This window comes from Streptomyces sp. NPDC059092, from assembly GCF_042756365.1.
Taxonomy (GTDB): Bacteria; Actinomycetota; Actinomycetes; order Streptomycetales; family Streptomycetaceae; genus Streptomyces.
This window is the reverse complement of sequence record NZ_JBHZEJ010000085.1, coordinates 1-17,363: the sequence shown is the minus strand read 5'-3', so window position 1 is coordinate 17,363 and position 17,363 is coordinate 1. Positions and strand designations below refer to the sequence as shown.

Annotated in this window: 12 protein-coding genes; 8 read left to right on the top strand and 4 right to left on the bottom strand. The window is 72.2% G+C overall.

Annotated elements, in window-relative coordinates; translation table 11 throughout:
- Nucleotides 1–117: 117 nt before the first annotated feature.
- Nucleotides 118–3,729 (bottom strand): S41 family peptidase, encoded by a 3,612-nt coding sequence (locus ACFXPL_RS32910; RefSeq protein WP_384926552.1) that lies wholly within the window; start codon nt 3,727–3,729, stop codon nt 118–120.
- 230 nt (nt 3,730–3,959) lie between these two features.
- Between ACFXPL_RS32910 and ACFXPL_RS32905 the strand changes: the two genes are divergently transcribed.
- Both ACFXPL_RS32905 and ACFXPL_RS32900 read left to right on the top strand, forming a co-directional pair.
- On the top strand, nt 3,960–4,532 hold the full coding sequence (locus ACFXPL_RS32905) for a TetR/AcrR family transcriptional regulator (RefSeq protein WP_384926550.1): 573 nt from the start codon (nt 3,960–3,962) through the stop codon (nt 4,530–4,532).
- Nucleotides 4,533–4,712: 180 nt separating this feature from the next.
- Entirely contained in the window at nt 4,713–6,971 is a 2,259-nt protein-coding gene (locus ACFXPL_RS32900; protein ID WP_384926548.1) for an MMPL family transporter, read from the top strand.
- A gap of 162 nt (nt 6,972–7,133) precedes the next feature.
- On the opposite strand, the gene ACFXPL_RS32895 is transcribed toward ACFXPL_RS32900, so the two are convergent.
- Complete coding sequence (locus tag ACFXPL_RS32895) at nt 7,134–7,601, bottom strand: SsgA family sporulation/cell division regulator (RefSeq protein WP_384926546.1); 468 nt, start codon at nt 7,599–7,601, stop codon at nt 7,134–7,136.
- A 396-nt stretch (nt 7,602–7,997) separates the two neighbouring features.
- On the opposite strand from ACFXPL_RS32895, the gene ACFXPL_RS32890 reads away from it, so the two are divergent.
- The 4 genes from ACFXPL_RS32890 (at nt 7,998) to ACFXPL_RS32875 (ending at nt 11,996) form a co-directional block, all read left to right on the top strand.
- Complete coding sequence (locus ACFXPL_RS32890; protein ID WP_384926544.1) at nt 7,998–9,056, top strand: energy-coupling factor ABC transporter permease; 1,059 nt, start codon at nt 7,998–8,000, stop codon at nt 9,054–9,056.
- A 1-nt stretch (nt 9,057) separates the two neighbouring features.
- Nucleotides 9,058–9,819 (top strand): cobalt ECF transporter T component CbiQ, encoded by a 762-nt coding sequence (cbiQ, locus tag ACFXPL_RS32885; protein ID WP_384926542.1) that lies wholly within the window; start codon nt 9,058–9,060, stop codon nt 9,817–9,819.
- Between the two features lie 26 nt (nt 9,820–9,845).
- A complete protein-coding gene (locus ACFXPL_RS32880) occupies nt 9,846–10,646 on the top strand; it encodes an energy-coupling factor ABC transporter ATP-binding protein (protein ID WP_384926587.1) in 801 nt (266 codons plus the stop codon).
- 129 nt (nt 10,647–10,775) lie between these two features.
- Nucleotides 10,776–11,996, top strand: coding sequence for a serine hydrolase domain-containing protein (locus tag ACFXPL_RS32875; RefSeq protein ID WP_384926585.1), 1,221 nt, complete (start codon nt 10,776–10,778; stop codon nt 11,994–11,996).
- Nucleotides 11,997–12,136: 140 nt separating this feature from the next.
- Here the strand turns inward: ACFXPL_RS32875 and ACFXPL_RS32870 are convergent, their stop codons facing one another.
- Together ACFXPL_RS32870 and ACFXPL_RS32865 are read right to left on the bottom strand one after the other, a co-directional pair.
- A complete protein-coding gene (locus tag ACFXPL_RS32870) occupies nt 12,137–13,177 on the bottom strand; it encodes a DUF1259 domain-containing protein (protein ID WP_384926540.1) in 1,041 nt (346 codons plus the stop codon).
- Nucleotides 13,178–13,549: 372 nt separating this feature from the next.
- Nucleotides 13,550–15,220, bottom strand: coding sequence for a putative glycoside hydrolase (locus ACFXPL_RS32865; RefSeq protein ID WP_384926539.1), 1,671 nt, complete (start codon nt 15,218–15,220; stop codon nt 13,550–13,552).
- Nucleotides 15,221–15,444: 224 nt separating this feature from the next.
- Here ACFXPL_RS32865 and ACFXPL_RS32860 point away from each other — a divergent pair, with 224 nt between their 5' ends.
- Nucleotides 15,445–16,455 carry a polysaccharide deacetylase family protein gene (locus ACFXPL_RS32860; protein WP_384926537.1) on the top strand — a complete coding sequence of 337 codons (1,011 nt, stop codon included), beginning with the start codon at nt 15,445–15,447 and terminating at the stop codon, nt 16,453–16,455.
- A 356-nt stretch (nt 16,456–16,811) separates the two neighbouring features.
- Nucleotides 16,812–17,363, top strand: a 552-nt coding sequence (locus ACFXPL_RS32855; RefSeq protein WP_384926535.1) for a helix-turn-helix domain-containing protein, incomplete at its 3' end; no start/stop codon positions are given.

Below are 17,363 nucleotides of genomic sequence, written 5' to 3'. Positions count from 1 at the left end.
CCTCCGCCTTGCGATCGCGCTCGGCATCCCAAGGGCAATTCAGTGCGCCGAGACGGAGCGAGCGGAGCGAGTGCAGTGCACCGGACGCCGCAGGCCCCGCCCTGCGGGCGGACGGCGCTACTTTCGAATCACGCCCTGGCGCGGCGGCAGCTTCGGGCGGCGCAGGTCAGGGACCGCCCCGTACCCCGGCGGGGTCGACGCGGGCTGCCCGGCCAGCAGGTCCAGCGCCACCCACACCGCGTCGTCGAGCTGCGCGTGCCGCCCCTCCGCCCAGTCGAGCGGGGTGCGCAGCGCCTCGATGTCCGGCTCCACGCCACGGTTCTCGACGGACCAGCCGTACGCGTCGAACCAGGCGGCGTTCATCGGCACCGTGATCACCGTCCCGTCGCAGAGCCGGTGCCGGCCCGTCATCCCGACGACCCCGCCCCAGGTGCGCTGACCGACCACGGGCCCGAGATCGAGCAGCCGGAACGCCGCCGTGATCATGTCGCCGTCGGAGGCGGTCGCCTCGTCGGCGAGCGCCACGACAGGACCGCGCGGCGCGTTCGAGGCGTACGAGACGGGCTGCGCGTCGCGGGTCAGGTCCCAGCCGATGATCCGGCGGCTGAGCTTCTCCACGACGAGTTCGCTGATGTGGCCGCCCGCGTTGCCCCGTACGTCCACGATCAGCGCGGGACGTGAGACCTCCAGGCGCAGGTCCCGGTTGAACTGCGCCCAGCCGGAGCCGCCCATGTCGGGGATGTGGAGGTAGCCGCACTTGCCGCCGCTGATCTCCCGTACGACCTCACGGCGTTTGGCCACCCAGTCCTGGTAGCGCAGCGGCCGTTCGTCGATCAGCGGGACGACCGCGACCCGGCGGGGCCGGCTCTCGTGGATGGCGGGGGAGCCCTCGCGCTCGGCGGGCCGGAAGGTCAGCTCGACCGTGGTGCCTCCGGCGGCGGCGAGCAGCGGGTACGGGCCGGCCACCGGATCGACGGGACGGCCGTCCACATGGGTGAGGACGGCGCCCTCACGGATCCCCGTACCGGCCAGCGGCGAACGGGCCTTGGAGTCCGAGGAGTCACCGGGCAGGATCCGCTTGATCATCCAATCCCCGTCCCGGCGGACGAGGTTGGCGCCGAGCAGGCCCATGGGGCGCTGGTAGTGCGGCGGCCCCTCGTCACGGCGTGCGGGGGAGACGTACGCGTGCGAGGTGCCCAGTTCACCCAGGACCTCGCGGAGCAGATCGGCGAACTCGTCGGGCGAGGCGACCCGTTCGACCAGCGGACGGTACTGGTCGAGCACCCCGTCCCAGTCGATGCCGCACATCCCCGGCTCCCAGAAGAACGCCCGGATGATGCGGCCCGCCTCCGCGTACGCCTGGCGCCACTCCGCCTCCGGGTCGACGTCGTGCAGGATCCGGCGCGGATCGAGGAAGACGGTCGAGTCGAGGTCGCCCAGCTCGGTCGCGGGTACGGCGCGCAGCTCGCCGTCGTCCACGACGACCAGGCGGGTGCCGTCGCCGCTCGGCGCGAACCAGTCGAGATGCGAGACGAGTTCGCTCTTGCGGGCACGCGCGATGTCGAAGTGTTCGAGGGTGGGCCGGCCCGACATGTCGGAGGGGTTGGCGAAGGTCTCCCCGAGCGCCCCGGAGATCGGCCAGCGCAGCCAGACCAGACCGCCGCCGCTGACGGGGTGCAGGGCGGAGTACTTGGACGCGGTGACGGGGAACGGGGTCACCCGGTCCGCGAGACCCTCGACCTCGACGGTCACCGCGACCGCCCCGTCGACCCCGCCCACCACCAGCTCCCCACCGGCCGGATCGAGCCCACCGGCCGCCGGACGGCCGTCCGGGGAGAGCGCGAAGGGGGAGGGGGTCGCGGAGGAGAGGGGGACGAGGTACGGGCGGCAGCCGAGGGGGAAGGAGAGGTCGCCGGTGTGGACGTCGTACACCGGGTCGAAGCCGCGCCAGGAGAGGAAGGCGAGGTAGCGGCCGTCGCTGGTGAAGACCGGATTCTCGTCCTCGAAGCGGCCGTTGGTGACGTCGACGACGGTACGGGCGAAACTCCCGGCGATCTTGGCGAGCTTGATCTGGCGGAGCGAACGGCCGATCCCGGGGTGGGACCAGGTGAGCCAGCCGCCGTCGGGGGAGAAGGCGAGGTCGGTGACGGGGCCGTTGATGGAACGGATGAGTTCGGAGACACCGTCGGGGCCGGGATCGTCCTTTCCGGTGCCTTCGGCGCTCTCGGTACTCTCGGCGGTGCCCGTGGCGGGCTCGGTGGGCTCGTCGGGTTCGGTGGGCCTGGTGGGCTCGTCGGGTTCGGTGGGTTCGCTCCCCGCGCCCGGCGGTTCCGGCTCCGTCCCACCCGTATCGGTACCCGCGTCCGCGTCCGCGCCGGTCTCCTCCGCCGGGGCCGGCGTCGTACCGGCCTCCGTCCCCTCGACCTCGTCCGTCACGTCGACCAGCAGCAGCCTGCCGTCGTGCGCGGCGACCGCGATGGTGGTGCCCTCCGGGTCCGCCACCATGTCCAGGACCCGGCCCAGGCGGCCGGAGGCCAGGCGGCGCGGGGGGCGGTCGCCGGTGGCCCGGGGGAGGTAGGCGATCTCGATCGCGTCCTCGCCGTCCGCGTCCGTCACGTACGCGACCTGGCCGCCGCTGCCGAGCATCACCGGGTTGCGCACCCGTACCCCCGGCGTGTCCGCGATGGTGCGGGCCGGGCCGTCGCGGTGGGTGAGCCAGTAGAGGCTGCCGCGTACGGAGACGGCGCTCGCCCGGCCCGTCAGGTCCACGGAGATGCCGTCGATGTGGCGGGAGGCCGGGACCTGGTAGCCGCGCCGGCCCGCGCGCGGACCGCCCAGCCGTACGTCCAGCTTGCGCGGTACGGAGTCCGGGGCGAGCGCGTCCACCAGCCAGAGGTCGCCCGCGCACTGGTAGACCACCCGGCGCCCGTCGGAGGAGGCGTGGCGGGCGTAGAAGGAGTCGTGGTCGGTGTGGCGGGTGAGGTTCGTGCCGTCGGGGAGGCAGGAGTAGAGATTGCCGACGCCCTCGTGGTCGGAGAGGAACGCGATGCGCCCGCCGACGAACATCGGGCAGTCGAGATGGCCGCCCAGATCCGGCAGCAGCCGCCTGCCGTGCAGCCAGAGCCGGCCCATGGCGCCGCCCCGGTACCGCTTCCAGGCGGCGGGCTCGTGCGGCGGCTTCCCGGTGAGCAGGAGCGTACGGCGCTCTCCCGCGTCGGGCTCCGCCCCCGGTGCGGACGCCGGCGTGGGCGCGTCCTCGGTGACCGGCAGGTCCGTGATCGCGATGTCCGTCACCGGGCCCCAGGGCAGCGCCCCGCCCGGGGAGCCGTCCGTGGGCAGGCTGTACGCCCAGGCGAAGTACGAGAACGGCTGGCCGTGCGACGAGACGGCGAGGATCTGCGACTCGCCGTCCTTGTCGGGCGGCGTCCAGCCGCAGACACGCGTGTCGGTCGCGCCCCAGTAGGTGAGCCGTCGCGAGGGCCCGCCCTCCACCGGGGCGAGATGGATCTCGGGATCGAGGCTGCGCCAGTTCGTATAGGCGATGTGGCGGCCGTCCGGCGAGAAGCGGGGATGGCCGATCCGGGTACGGTCGACGGTCACCCGCCAGGCGCGCTCCGGCCGGTGCCCGGGTGGCGCGAGGGGAGCGACCCAGAGGTCGTCCTCCGCCACGAAGCACAGCGAGTCGTCGTGAAGGTGCGGGAAGCGAAGGTACGCGGTCTCGTCACTCACCCCCCAATGCTGCCCTTTTGGTCCGCTCTTCGCCTCCGGGACGGCTCGTTTTCCCGCCCCGTCCGGTGTGGAGGGGCGGGTGGGACGCGGTGGGTGAGCCGCGGTGCGGCGGGTGGGACGCGGTGGTACGGAGCGGCGTGGCCCAGGCCACAAAGAAAACTCTTCCGTTTCGCTCAGCCCCGGCTTACATTCGTACTGTACGAAACCGTTTCGTTCGATGGAGGTCGATCGTGGCACGCAGCAGACTCACGCCGGAGCGGGAGTCCGAGCTGTACAACGCCGTGCTCGATCTCCTGCGCGAGGTCGGTTATGACGCCCTCACCATGGACGCCATCGCCGCCCGCACCCGCTCCAGCAAAGCCACCCTCTACCGCCAGTGGGGGAGCAAGCCGGAGCTGGTCGCCCGTGCCATGCGGTGCGCGAAGCCGCATCAGGTCGGGCAGGTCGACACCGGTTCACTGCGCGGGGACTTCCTCGCGATCGCCGCGTTGACCGAGGAACACAAGATGGAAGAGGACGCCGCGCTGATGCGGGCCCTGTTCTACGCCGTCCACAACAACCCGGACCTTCTCGAAGCGCTGCGTGAAGTGCTCATCGATCCTGAGATCGACGCCTTCCGCGCGATGCTTCAGCGCGCCGTGGACCGGGGCGAGATCGCCGAGGACAACCCGGCGGTGCCCTACCTCATCCACATGCTGGTCGGCGCGTTCGTCGCCCGGCAGCTCATCGAGGGTCTGCCGCCGGACCCGGCCTTCCTCCAGTCGTACCTCGATTCCGTGGTCTTCCCCGCCCTCGGTGTCTGACCCCTCCCACCCCTCCCCGCAGTACCCGTAGCACCGCAGTACCCGTAGCACCGCAGTCCCCGTAACACCGCAGTCCCCCCAGCACCAGCAGCACCCGCAGAACCTGACGCGTATCCGCTCTTCGCCGTCGGGACGGCTCCCCATGCCCTCATTCCTCCATAGACCCGGGAGTACGCCCTCGTGGCCACGTTCCTCTACAAGCTCGGACGGCTCGCTTTCCGGCGCCGCCACTATGTCGCCCTGGTGTGGGTGGCGCTGCTGGCGCTCGCCGGAGTCGGCGCGGCCTCCGCCTCCACCGCCACCTCCAGCTCCTTCTCCATACCGGGTACGGAGGCCCAGAGGGCCTTCGACCTGCTGGAACAACGCTTCCCCGGAGCCGGCGCCGACGGCGCGACCGGCCGCGTCGTCTTCAAGGCGCCGAGCGGCGAGAAGATGACCGACGCCGGCAACAAGGCCGAGGTCCAGAAGATCACCGGCGAGCTGAAGAGCGGCTCGGACCAGGTCGCGTCGGTGACCGATCCGTACGCCACAGGAGCTGTCTCGCAGGACGGTACGACGGCCTACCTCTCGGTCTCGTACAAGGTCGACACGGCGAGGCTGACCGACGGGACCCGCGCCGCGCTCGAAGAGGCCGGCGGCGACGCGCGGGACCGGGGCATGACGGTGGAGGTCGGCGGGGACGCCCTCCAGGCGGAGCCCGCGATCGGGGGGATCACCGAGGTCATCGGCGTGGCCCTCGCCGCGGTCGTGCTCCTCGTCACCTTCGGCTCGCTGGTCGCGGCCGGACTGCCGCTGCTCACCGCGCTCGTCGGGGTCGGCGTCGCCATCAGCGTGATCACCGCGCTGGCCAACCCCCTCGACCTGGGCACGAACTCCTCCGCCCTCGCGATGATGATCGGCCTCGCGGTCGGTATCGACTACGCGCTGTTCATCGTCTCGCGGTACCGCGCCGAACTGGCCCAGGGCAGGGAGCACGAGGAGGCGGCCGGACGGGCCGTCGGCACCGCCGGGTCCGCTGTCGTCTTCGCCGGTCTCACGGTCGTGATCGCCCTCGGGGGCCTGGCCGTCGTCAACATCCCCGTACTCACCAAGATGGGCTTCGCCGCCGCAGGCACGGTGGTGCTGGCCGTGCTCATCGCGCTCACCTTCGTCCCGGCGGCGCTCGGCTTCGCGGGCAAGCGGATTCACGGCCGCAAGGTCCGTGCGGAGCTGGAGAGCCGGGCCACGAGCCCGGCCGCGGGGGAGCGGTCTCCCGGTTCCGAGAAGCCCAACATGGGCACCCGCTGGGCGCGCTTCGTCCTGCGCCGTCCGGTCACCGTACTGGTCACCGCCGTCCTCGGCCTCGGAGTCGTCGCCCTCCCCGCCACCTCCCTGGAGCTGGGCCTGCCCGACGACGGCTCGCAGGCGCCCAGCACCACCCAGCGCAAGGCGTACGACCTGCTCTCCGAAGGCTTCGGGCCCGGCTTCAACGGGCCGCTGATCGTCCTCGTCGACGGCAAGGCCGAGAACAACGCCAAGGCGGCGGCCACCGAGGTCACCGAGCAGGTCAAGCAGCTGCCCGGCGTCGCGGCCGTCACCCCCGCCACGCTCAACAAGGCCGGCGACACCGCGACCATCACGGTGATCCCGAAGGACCGCCCTTCCTCGGTCGGGACCGAGGAACTGGTCCACTCCATCCGGGACGCGGGCGGCACGATCAAGGCGGACGACGGGGCCGAGGTCCTGGTCACCGGCGCCACCGCCATGAACGTGGACTTCGCGCAGAAGGTGAACGACGCGCTGATCCCCTATCTGGCACTCGTCGTCGGCCTCGCGTTCCTGCTGCTGATGGTGGTCTTCCGGTCGGTACTCGTCCCGCTCAAGGCGGCCCTCGGCTTCCTGCTCTCCGTCGTCGCCACACTCGGCGCGGTCGTCGCGGTCTTCCAGTGGGGCTGGGCCGCGAGCCTGCTCGGGGTCGACCAGACCGGCCCGGTGATGGCGCTGATGCCGATCCTCATGGTGGGCGTGGTCTTCGGCCTCGCCATGGACTACGAGGTCTTCCTCGTCACCCGCATGAGGGAGGCGTACGTCCACGGGGAGCGGCCCGGCGAGGCGGTCGTCACCGGCTTCCGGCACAGCGCGCGGGTGGTCACGGCCGCCGCAGCGATCATGATCGCCGTCTTCGCGGGCTTCATCGGGGCCGGCGAGTCGATGATCAAGATGATCGGATTCGCGCTCGCCTTCGCCGTGCTCGTCGACGCGTTCGTGGTCCGTATGGCCATCGTGCCGGCCGCGTTCGCGCTCCTGGGCAAGAAGGCCTGGTGGCTGCCGCGCTGGCTGGACCGGGCGCTGCCCAACGTGGATGTCGAGGGCGAGGCGCTGAACCAGCACGGTGCGGACGCTTCGCACCGTCCCGACGGCGGTGGTCCGGGCACGGACCGCGAGTTGGTACGCGTCTGAGGCACCCCCTCCAGCTCCGGGGCCGCGACTGAGCGGTGAGCGGCCCCGGACCGCGCCGGCGCCGTGGGGACGGGAGCCGGAGCAGGCGAGCGGCCCGGTCCGTACCCCCTGAGAAGGGGAGTCACGGACCGGGCCGCTCGCCGCGTTCGCGGATCGGTCGCGTCACGTGTGGGGCGGCGGCGATCCGGCCCTGGCCGGCTCGGTCGGTTCGGTGGATGTCCTGGTCAGTTCGGTCTCGGTCCCGAAGTCGTGGATGTCGTGGCGCTCCTGCCCCGCCGGGACCATCGCGTACGAGCGTCGCAGGAACCGGCGCAGCGCGGCGGAGTCGAACTGCACCACCGCGACCCCGTCCGGCGAGTGGAACTCGACCACGGTCTGGGCCCGGCCGCAGGGCCACACCTGGACATCGCCGTCGCCGGACGGCATCCGCAGACCGGCGTCGAGGAGGTCGCGCGCGAAGGCCCAGACCACCTCGCCGCGGTCGCGGTCCTGGGAGACCTCGGGCGGGAACACGATCCGCAGGGCGAGCGGATCAGCGCCGTCGTAGCGGAGGGTGACGGGGACGGTCCTGAGATGGGGGGAGTCTGTGACGATACGGGCTTTGGCCGGCTGCTCGACGAGGGGAGACATCGACTCGCGCCTCCTTCAGCATTATCGGACTTTTAACTCTTAAGCCTACATATCGCACCCCGCAAGTGCTGCGGGTCCGGGGCGGCGCCGGTGGGCTTCGCGTAGTCGACCGCCGCGGGCCCCGCGGAGGCCGTACCGGCCGGTCGCGTGGCCCCGCGGAGTGCCGTGCGCCGGTCGCGTGGCCTCGGGCCTGTCGTGGAGTCCGAGGCCCCTCCCGGCCCGCGAGATCGCCTCCCGGCTCGCGACCCGACGGAGCGGGCGGGTGGCGCGCTCCGGGTGGCACGCTCTCCGGCGGGAGCCGCCCCACCGGCTCACCCCCGCACCGCGGGGAGCGGTTGAATCGCACAGCGTCTGCTCTTGCAAGTAGTTCGCAAGAGGGCGGTATCATCAGGCGCCATGCATGTCCCCGACGGATTCATCGACCTGCCCGTCTCCGCCGCCACCGGTGTCGCCGCCGCTGCCGCCGTCGCGGTCAGCCTGCGCGGCGCGCGCCGCGAACTGGACGAGCGCACCGCACCGCTCGCCGGACTCGTCGCCGCCTTCATCTTCGCCGTACAGATGCTGAACTTCCCCGTCGCGGCGGGAACCAGCGGGCATCTGCTGGGCGGGGCGCTGGCCGCGATCCTCGTCGGTCCGTACACCGGCGTCCTCTGCGTCTCCGTCGTCCTGCTGATGCAGTCCATCCTCTTCGCCGACGGCGGGCTCACCGCGCTCGGCGTGAACATCACCGACATGGCCGTGGTGACGACCGCCGTCGCGTACGTCCTCTTCCGTGGCCTGGTCACCGTCCTGCCCCGCACCCGCCGCTCCGTGACCGTGGCGTCCTTCGCCGCCGCGCTCGTCTCCGTACCGGCGGCGGCGCTCGCCTTCACCGGGCTGTACGCGATCGGCGGCACGTCGGACGTACCGCTCGGAAAGACGCTCACCGCGATGGTCGGCGTGCACCTGCTCATCGGGATCGGCGAGGCCGCGATCACCGCGCTGACGGTCGGCGCGGTCATCGCCGTACGCCCGGACCTGGTGTACGGGGCGCGCGGGCTGAGCGCGCCGCTCAAGCTGCGGGTGGGCGGGGAACTGGTCGACGCCGCGCCCTCGCCGCTTCCCGCCGCCACGGTGCGTTCGACCCGTACGGTCCGGGTGGCGGGCCTGGTGACCGCGCTCGTCCTCGCCGGTCTCGTCTCCTTCTACGCCTCCGCCGACCCCGACGGCCTGGAGAAGGTCGCCGCCGACCAGGGCATCGACAGGAAGACCGAGCCGCACCACACCGCGGACTCCCCGCTCGCCGACTACGGCGTCAAGGACATCTCCGACGCCCGGATCTCCGGCGGCCTCGCCGGGGTGATCGGGGTGGGCGCCACGGTCGCCGTGGGCAGCGGCGTCTTCTGGGCGGTACGCCGCCGCCGTAGCGCCCAGGCGGGCGAAGGCACCCACTCCGCGCCCGCGGGAACCGCCTGACATGGGCGCCGGCCACGCGCACCGGCTCTACCGGCACGGCCACTCGCCGGTCCACGCCCTGCCCCCGCACTGCAAACTCGCCGCCGTCTTCTGCTTCGTCCTCGTGGTGGTCTCCACCCCGCGCACCGCCGTCTGGGCCTTCGCGCTGTACGCGGGGCTGCTGGCCGGGGTCGCCGCGGTGGCCCAGGTGCCCGCCGGGTTGCTGCTGCGGCGGATGCTGATCGAGGTGCCGTTCGTGGCCTTCGCCGTGCTGATGCCGTTCGTGGTGCCCGGCGAGCAGATCCGGGTGGCGGGCGTTCCGCTGAGCGTGCCCGGCCTGTGGGACGCCTGGAACGTCCTCGCGAAGGGCACGCTGGGCGTCGCCGCCTCCGTACTCCTCGCCTCCACGACCGAACTGCGTGCCCTGCTGCTCGGCCTCCAGCGGCTGCGGCTGCCCCCGCTGCTGGTGCAGATCGCGTCCTTCATGATCCGGTACGGCGATGTCATCACCGACGAGATGCGCCGGATGTCGATCGCACGGCGCTCGCGCGGCTTCGAGGCGCGCGGCGTACGGCAGTGGGGCGTGCTGGCCAAGTCGGCGGGGGCGCTCTTCATCCGCGCGTACGAGCGCGGGGAGCGCGTGCACCTGGCGATGGTGAGCCGGGGGTACGCGGGCAGCATGCCGGTCATCGACGAGGTGACGGCGTCGCGGGCGCAGTGGGGTTACGCCGCCGCGCTCCCGGTGACGGCGCTCGTGGTCTGTCTGCTTGGCTGGACCCTATGAGCCCGGACCCTGTGAAGGCGGCCGCGATGAGCCCCGGCGAGATCCGTACGACTGCGCCTTCCTCCCCGGAGATTCCCCCGTCCCTGGAGGTCGCCGGGCTGGCGTACGCGTACCCCGACGGCCACCAGGCCCTCTTCGGCGTCGACCTGCGGGTGGCGCGCGGCGAGCGGGTGGCGCTGCTCGGCCCCAACGGCGCGGGCAAGACCACGCTCGTCCTGCATCTCAACGGCATCCTCACGGCGGGCGCGGGGAGCGTCGCGGTCGCCGGGCTGCCCGTCGGGAAGCGGCACCTCGCCGAGATCCGGCGCCGGGTCGGCATCGTCTTCCAGGACCCGGACGATCAGCTCTTCATGCCGACCGTACGGGAGGACGTGGCCTTCGGCCCGGCCGCCGCCGGGCTGCGCGGCGCCGAACTGGCGGCCAGGGTGGCCACCGCGCTGACCCGGGTGGGGATGGAGTCGTACGCGGACCGGCCGCCGCACCACCTCTCCTTCGGGCAGCGGCGGCGGGTGGCGGTGGCGACCGTCCTCGCGATGGAGCCGGAGATCCTGGTCCTGGACGAGCCGTCGTCCAACCTGGATCCGGCGTCGCGTCGCGAACTCGCCGACATCCTGCGGTCGTTGGACATCACCGTGCTGATGGTCACACACGATCTCCCGTACGCGCTCGAACTCTGCCCGCGCTCCGTGATCCTGAGCGACGGCGTCATCGTCGCGGACGGTCCGACGGATGAACTCCTCGGTGACGAAGCGCTGATGGGGGCGCATCGGCTGGAGCTGCCGTTCGGTTTCGACCCCCGGTCCGTACGGGCGCGCACGCCAGGTTAAGAGTCGGTTTCGCGGCGGCTTTCCGGCCCGTGGCCCGTTGTGCCGGATCGTGTCGCACCCCGTGCCCGTTGCACCATAGAGGGGGTCGTGCCGACGGGGCGCGGCGGGAACACGGGCAGGGGTACGGGCGTGGACGTCCAGGGCACGGTGGCGGCGGGCTTCGAGCCGGTCAGGGACGCTTTCGTACGGAACTTCGAACGGCTCGGTGAACGCGGGGCGGCCGTCGCCGTGTACCGGGACGGGCAGAAGGTCGTCGACCTGTGGGCGGGCACGCGCGACGCCGACCCCGGCGAGGGCGGGACGGCCGCCCCGTGGGCGCTGGACACCGCTCAGGTCGTGCACTCCGCGACGAAGGGCATCGCCGCCGCCGTACCGCTCCTGCTGCACCAGCGCGGACAGATCGACCTGGACGCGCCGGTCGGCACGTACTGGCCGGAGTTCAAGGCCGCCGGCAAGGAGCGGGTGCTCGTACGGCACCTCCTCGCGCACCGCGCCGGGCTGCCCGTGCTCGACCGCACGCTCACCCCGGCCGAGGCCATGGACGGCGAGTCGGGCCCGCGCGCGCTCGCCGCGCAACGCCCCCTGTGGGAGCCGGGCGCCGACCACGGCTACCACCCGCACACCTACGGCTGGCTCGTCGGCGAACTGGTCAAGCGGGTCACGGGGCGCGGCATCGGCCGCTGGATCGCCGAGGAGATCGCCCGCCCGCTGGGCCTGGACTTCTGGATCGGGCTGCCCGAGGAGGAGGCCCACCGGGTCGGCAGGACCGTCCGGATCGAGGAGCCGTCGGCGGTCGGCGGGGCGCTGCGGCTGCGGCCCAAGCGGTCCGTGACGGAGGCGTACCAGAACCCGGAGTCGCTCACGCGCCGCGCGTTCGACGTCGTGGAGCCGCGCTTCGACGAGAACGACCCGGTGTACCGCGCCGCCGGACTCCCCGCCTCCGGCGGCATCTCCACCGCCCGAGCGCTGGCCCGCTGCTACGCGGCGATGATCGGCCCGGTCGACGGCCACCGGCTCTTCGCCCCCGCCACGCTGACGCTCGCGCGCACGGAGGAATCCGCGGGCCCGGACCGTGTCCTGATCGTCAACACCCGCTTCGGCCTGGGCTTCATGCTGCACGGCCCGGCCGCGCCCCTGCTGGCCCCGGGCTCCTTCGGCCACCCCGGCAGCGGCGGCTCGCTCGGGTTCGCGGACCCGGAGTCGGGGATCGCCTTCGGGTACGTCACCAACGGCCTGCGCCGGGGAGTGACGGCGGACGCCCGGCCCCAGGCCCTGGTGCGGGCGGTACGGGCGGCGACATCGTCGCCGGATGAGCGATCACCCGCGGAACCAGGCGAACGCGCGAGCTGAGGCCGGCCTGGCCGGTCTGGCCCGCACCCTGGCCGGCCACGCGGCACCGGCTCCCTGGTGTGCGGGGAGGGCGCACGATACCGATCGGGGCCGGGAGGGCCCCCGGACTCACTCAGCCGGGGGCCGGGGAGCGATACGCCTCAATTCTTGACGGGTACGACACGGGTGGCATCCACCGCGGGGCGCAGCGCCTTGGCGAGTCCGACGCCGTCGCCCACGGCCCAGAAGTGGGTGAAGAACAGCCGGGGCTCCTCCGACAGCCCGTGGTTGTGCAGTTCGACGAGACTGATCCCGCCGTTCCGCAGCAGTTTGTGTACGGTCCGGACCTCCGAGGCGATCATGACGAAGTCGCCGTTGACCGCGGCCCGTCCGCCACCCAGGGGCTGGAAGTTGAAGGCCGACGTCGAACCCAGCCCCGCCGGGAGCACCAAGCCGTGCTCGATGATCGTCTCGCGGCGGGCGAAGACGGACTTGTAGATCCCGCCGTCGTTGACGCCCTCGGTGCCCAGCACGTCGTTCATCGCCCCGACGTCCAGATCGAGGCGCTTCGGTGGCCCCAACGGCCGTGCGGGCGGTGTGGCGGTGGCGTCGAACGCGGCGCGGAACCCGCGGGCCATGGCCAGCGGATTCCGGCCGTGGACGTGCACATGGGTCCACCAGATGTCGGGGTCGTGCGAGAGCAGATGCTTGTGGATCGCGGTCTGGGCGATGCCGTGCTCGATCAGCGCGTCGCTCACCCGCTGCAACTCGTCCTCGGTGACCGCCATGTCGCCCATGGCGAGCGTGCTGCCGTCGGCGTACCGGATGAAGCCGATGTGCGACGCGAGGGCGAGACCGGGGGTCACCCTGACCCCCTGAGAGACCACGTTCAGGTCATGGCGGGGGAAGCGGGTCCGGTACATGACGTCGTTCAGCAGACTGCCCGCCCGGCCCAGAACCTTGCCGACGCCCTTCCAGTCCACCAGGGTGGTGAGCACGGGCCGCACCGGTTCCGCCGTGCCCCCCGCCCCGGCGCCCGTGCCGTGCCCCCGACCCGGGGACTCGCCGGGCCGGGCCGAGGCGGGCCCCGTACCGGCGAAGGCCATCATCGGAGTGAGCCCGGCGGCGACCAGGAGCCGGCGCCGTGGTGTGGCTGCCGCGGCGGGGCCGGTCTCGTTCTTTTGCGATCTTCCGTACATCATGTGAACACCTCCGCATTGGCCGAGAACACGGCGCCGGTGAGGAATCGCGATCCGCCGGACGCCACGTCAGACGTGTTGCCGAAGTGCCGCCGAATGGATCGGCGCCGGCCGGGCGGCACGGGCGGGGCCGGTCGGCCCGGGCGGAGCCGGACCGGACCTCCGGCGACGGCCCGCCGGGACACCGCTCACCGGCGGGGAGGCGAACCGGCGCCCCAGGGCCTCTCGTCCGGATCTTGCCGGGCTCGCGCGCCCGCGGTGACATCAGCCGCTGACGCGGCGGACGCTCCCTGACCCGGCCAGATCCGAACGAAAGACCCTTGCCGCATGTTCGCCCCCACCCCGGGAACCCCATTGCCCCGGAGCTGAGCCGCGTCAGTGCGCGGCGATCTGCTGGAGTGCCGCGCCCTGGTAGCGGGCACCGGCGTTCCAGAGGATGAAGGAGTGCATCTTGTTGGCCTCCGCGGCCTTGATCTGCTCGGCCACCTGGGCCGGCCCGTAGGTGCTGCCCATCGAGAAGTCCTGGAGCCACGGGACGATCTCGGTCTGCGTACCCTTCGCCAGACGGCCGAAGTCGGCGAGCGAGCGCTGCACGATCGCGTACGGCGCGGTGTCGGGGTTGGCGACGCCGTACTCACCGGGCCCCCAGTGGGACGGGTAGACCATCGGCGCGATGTAGTCGCTGACCTTGACCAGGGCCCCGATGTCCTGGGCGATCTCCAGGGGCCGGGTGGCGGCTATGCCGAAGACCGAGACACCGAGGTACGTGGCGTGCGGGCGCAGCGCGGCCCGGGTGTCCGCGACGAACGAGGTGATGGACTGCTCGGGCGTGGCGGACCCGATGCCCGGGAACCGCATTCTCGACAGCGGGCCGTCGGGACGGCGCACGTAGTCGTAGAGGATGTCGTCGAAGCCGAGCTGAGCCGCCTCGACGGCGAGGTCCTGGTTGTACTTGCGGACCGCCGGGTCCGCGAAGTTGGTGAAGGACAGGTTGCCGTAGTGGCCGCCGTTGTACGCCTGACCGTCAGGGGTCTGCACGACCTGGTCGTGCTTGCCGGCCTTCCAGGCCGCCGCGCCGAGCTTGGGGTCCCGGAAGGCGACGATACGGCCGATGACCTGGGCGCCCGCGGCGTGCAGCTCCGCGACGGCCTTGCGGGCGTCGTAGTAGCCCTTGGCCGCGCCGATCTGACGGGCCATCGCCACCTGGGAGGCGTATCCGACCTCGCCGTCCTCGTCCTTGATGTCCAGCTCCACGGCGTTGAGCTTGCCGCTGCGGACCAGCGCGAGGATGTTGTCGTGCAGGGTCTTGTCGCCCCAGCCGATGGCCGTGATGTGTGCGGCGCGGATCATGGGGCGGCGCCCCCGGGTGGACACGGTCCTGGTGGTGGCGTTCCCGGCGCGGTCCACGGCCTTCACCGTCACGGAGGGGTTGCCCTTGGGCACCGAGATCGTGAAGGTCCCGCTCTTGTCGACGGGAACCTCTTTCCCGTCGACGGTCACCTTCGCGTCGGCGGAGGCCCGGCCGGTGACGGTCACCTTGGCGTCGGCGGCGGCCTTGCCGGTGGCATTCACGGGGGAGGCGACGTTCTTGATCTCGGGGTCGGCCACCTTCAGATCGGGGGCCTTGGTGTCCACGGTGAAGCCCACGACCTTCTGGTACGAGGCGAAGGGGAGGCTGCTGTCGCCCTCCACCACCAGGGTGTGCCGGCCCTCGGTCAGACGGGGGAGGCCGAGCTTCAGACGGGCGCCCTCGGCCGTGACGGGGACCACCTTGCCGTCGAGCGTCGCGTGCACCTTGTCCTTGCGGCCCGCGGCCTTCGCGTTGAGGTACGCGGTGACCTGCGCGGCCTTGCGCCCGTCGAGGAAGGCGCCGTCGGCCAGACCCTGCACACCCGGTCCCGGCATGAGGAAGGTCCAGGCCCCGACACCGGCCCCGGCGAGGGAGAGCGCCCCGGCCATCGCTATCAGGGCGCGGCGGCGGGTGGGACGGGGGGGACGGTAGGAGGAGGCGGAATTCGATATGAAACGCGTCTTGGTGACCATCATGCGCCCTTCGTGCTGTGTCCGGGCCTGCCGCCGCTGCGGCGACGCTCGGTGGTGACTCCATTGATTGCCCAGCCGTCGGGCCACCCCTCCTGTCTCCAGCCGGATTTCACACGAACGGCCGCGATCGCCCCCGGCGTGGTGGCTGCGCCATCCAGGCGACCGCGCGATACGGGGGCTTCCGCCGCCGGTAAGGATGCCGCGACACGTTCGCCTTGGAGGCCCCCATGCGTCACCCGCTCGTCCCGCTCTGCGCCCTGGCAGGCGCCGTTCTGCTCGCCTCGGGCTGCTCCCCGGGGTCCTCACCGGCCGCCGGAGGCCGGCAGGCGGCGGCCTCACCGGCGGCGGCCGGCCATGTCGCCGTGAAGGACCCGGCCAGTGTCGGGGTCAACGAGCTCGGCCAGGTACCGGTGCTGATGTACCACCAGCTCACCGAGAAGCCGGCGAGCGTGTACGACCGCACCCCGGCCGACTTCCGTGCCGAGCTGGAGCGCCTGGCCCGGGAGAAGTACGTTCCGGTCACCGCCCGGGACTTCCAGACGGGCCGGATCGACATCCCGGCCGGAACGCACCCGGTGGTCCTCACCTTCGACGACTCGACCAACAGCCAGGTGCGCCTGGGCCAGGACGGAAAGCCGGTGGCGGGCACGGCCGTCGCCATCCTGGAGGAGACGGCGAAGAAGCACCCCGGGTTCAAGCCGGTGGCGACCTTCTTCGTCAACGCGGACGCCTTCTCGGCCACCGGCTCCGCCAAGGCGCTGACCTGGCTGAAGCAGCACGGGCACGAGGTCGGCAACCACACCGACCGCCACCAGAACCTCGCCTCCCTGGACCAGGCGGGCGCCGCGAAGGCCATCGCCGCAGGACAGCAGGCCATCCTGACCGCAGGGGGCGGGGACCGGGTCACGTCCCTCGCGCTGCCCTTCGGGGCGATGCCCCAGCAGGCCGGGGTCGCCGCGAAGGGCACGGGCTACCGCTACGACGGGGTGTACCTCGTGGGCGCCAACCCCTCGGTCTCGCCGTTCGACAAGGCCTTCACCCCCGGCGGGATCCCGCGGATCCGCTCGGCGGGGCCCAAGGACCAGGACGCCGAGTTCGGTTCGTCCCGCTGGCTGGACAAGCTCGCCGAGGGGAAGAACTGGTACGTCTCGGACGGCGACCCGAACACGGTCGCCTTCCCCCGCGCCTCGCAGGACCAGGTGGCCCCGGCCTTCGCGAAGCGGGCCAAGCCGTACTAGGGCGTGTTTCGAAAGTAGCGCCGTCCGCCCGTAGGGCGGGGCCTGCGGCGTCCGGTGCACTGCACTCGCTCCGCTCGCTCCGTCTCGGCGCACTGAATTGCCCTTGGGATGCCGAGCGCGATCGCAAGGCGGAGGATCGGCACCCTCGACGGCCCGGACGTACGTGGACGACTCCGACAACGCAGGGAGCGTGCGTGCCAGGCGTCGCGGGCCAGGCGGGACTTTCGAAACACGCCCTAGGTGTTCTGTCCACGGAGGTTGGTGACAGCAATCACGGCGGGGTGATCTTGAACGAGTGAGGGCCTTCCGGGTTCGGTGTGGATTGCGACATCTACACGAACGATCAGAAGGCCCTCATGCCCCACCGTAATGCACCCCTGACCGAGACCGGCCGCCTGCGTCTGGCCCGCTGCGTCGTTGACGACGGCTGGCCGCTGCGCCGTGCCGCCGAACGCTTCCAGGTTTCACCGACCACCGCCCAGCGGTGGGCGAACCGCTACCGGCAGACGGGCGAGGCCGGGATGGCCGACCGCTCCTCGCGCCCGCACCGCAGCCCGCGCCGGACGCCGGCCCGTACCGAGCGGCGGATCATCAAGGTCCGCGTCCTGCGCCGCTGGGGCCCGGCCCGTATCGCCTACCTCCTCGGGCTGAACCCGGCCACCGTGCACCGCGTCCTGGCCCGCTACAAGCTGGCCCGTCTGTCCCACCTGGACCGCGCGACGGGCCGGGTCATCCGGCGCTACGAGCACGACGCGCCCGGCGACCTCGTGCACGTCGACATCAAGAAACTCGGCAACATCCCCGACGGCGGCGGCCACAAGATCCTCGGCCGGCAGGCGGGCCGCAAGAACCGCGCCAGGGCCGGCATGAGCTTCCTGCACAACGCCGTCGACGATCACTCCCGGCTC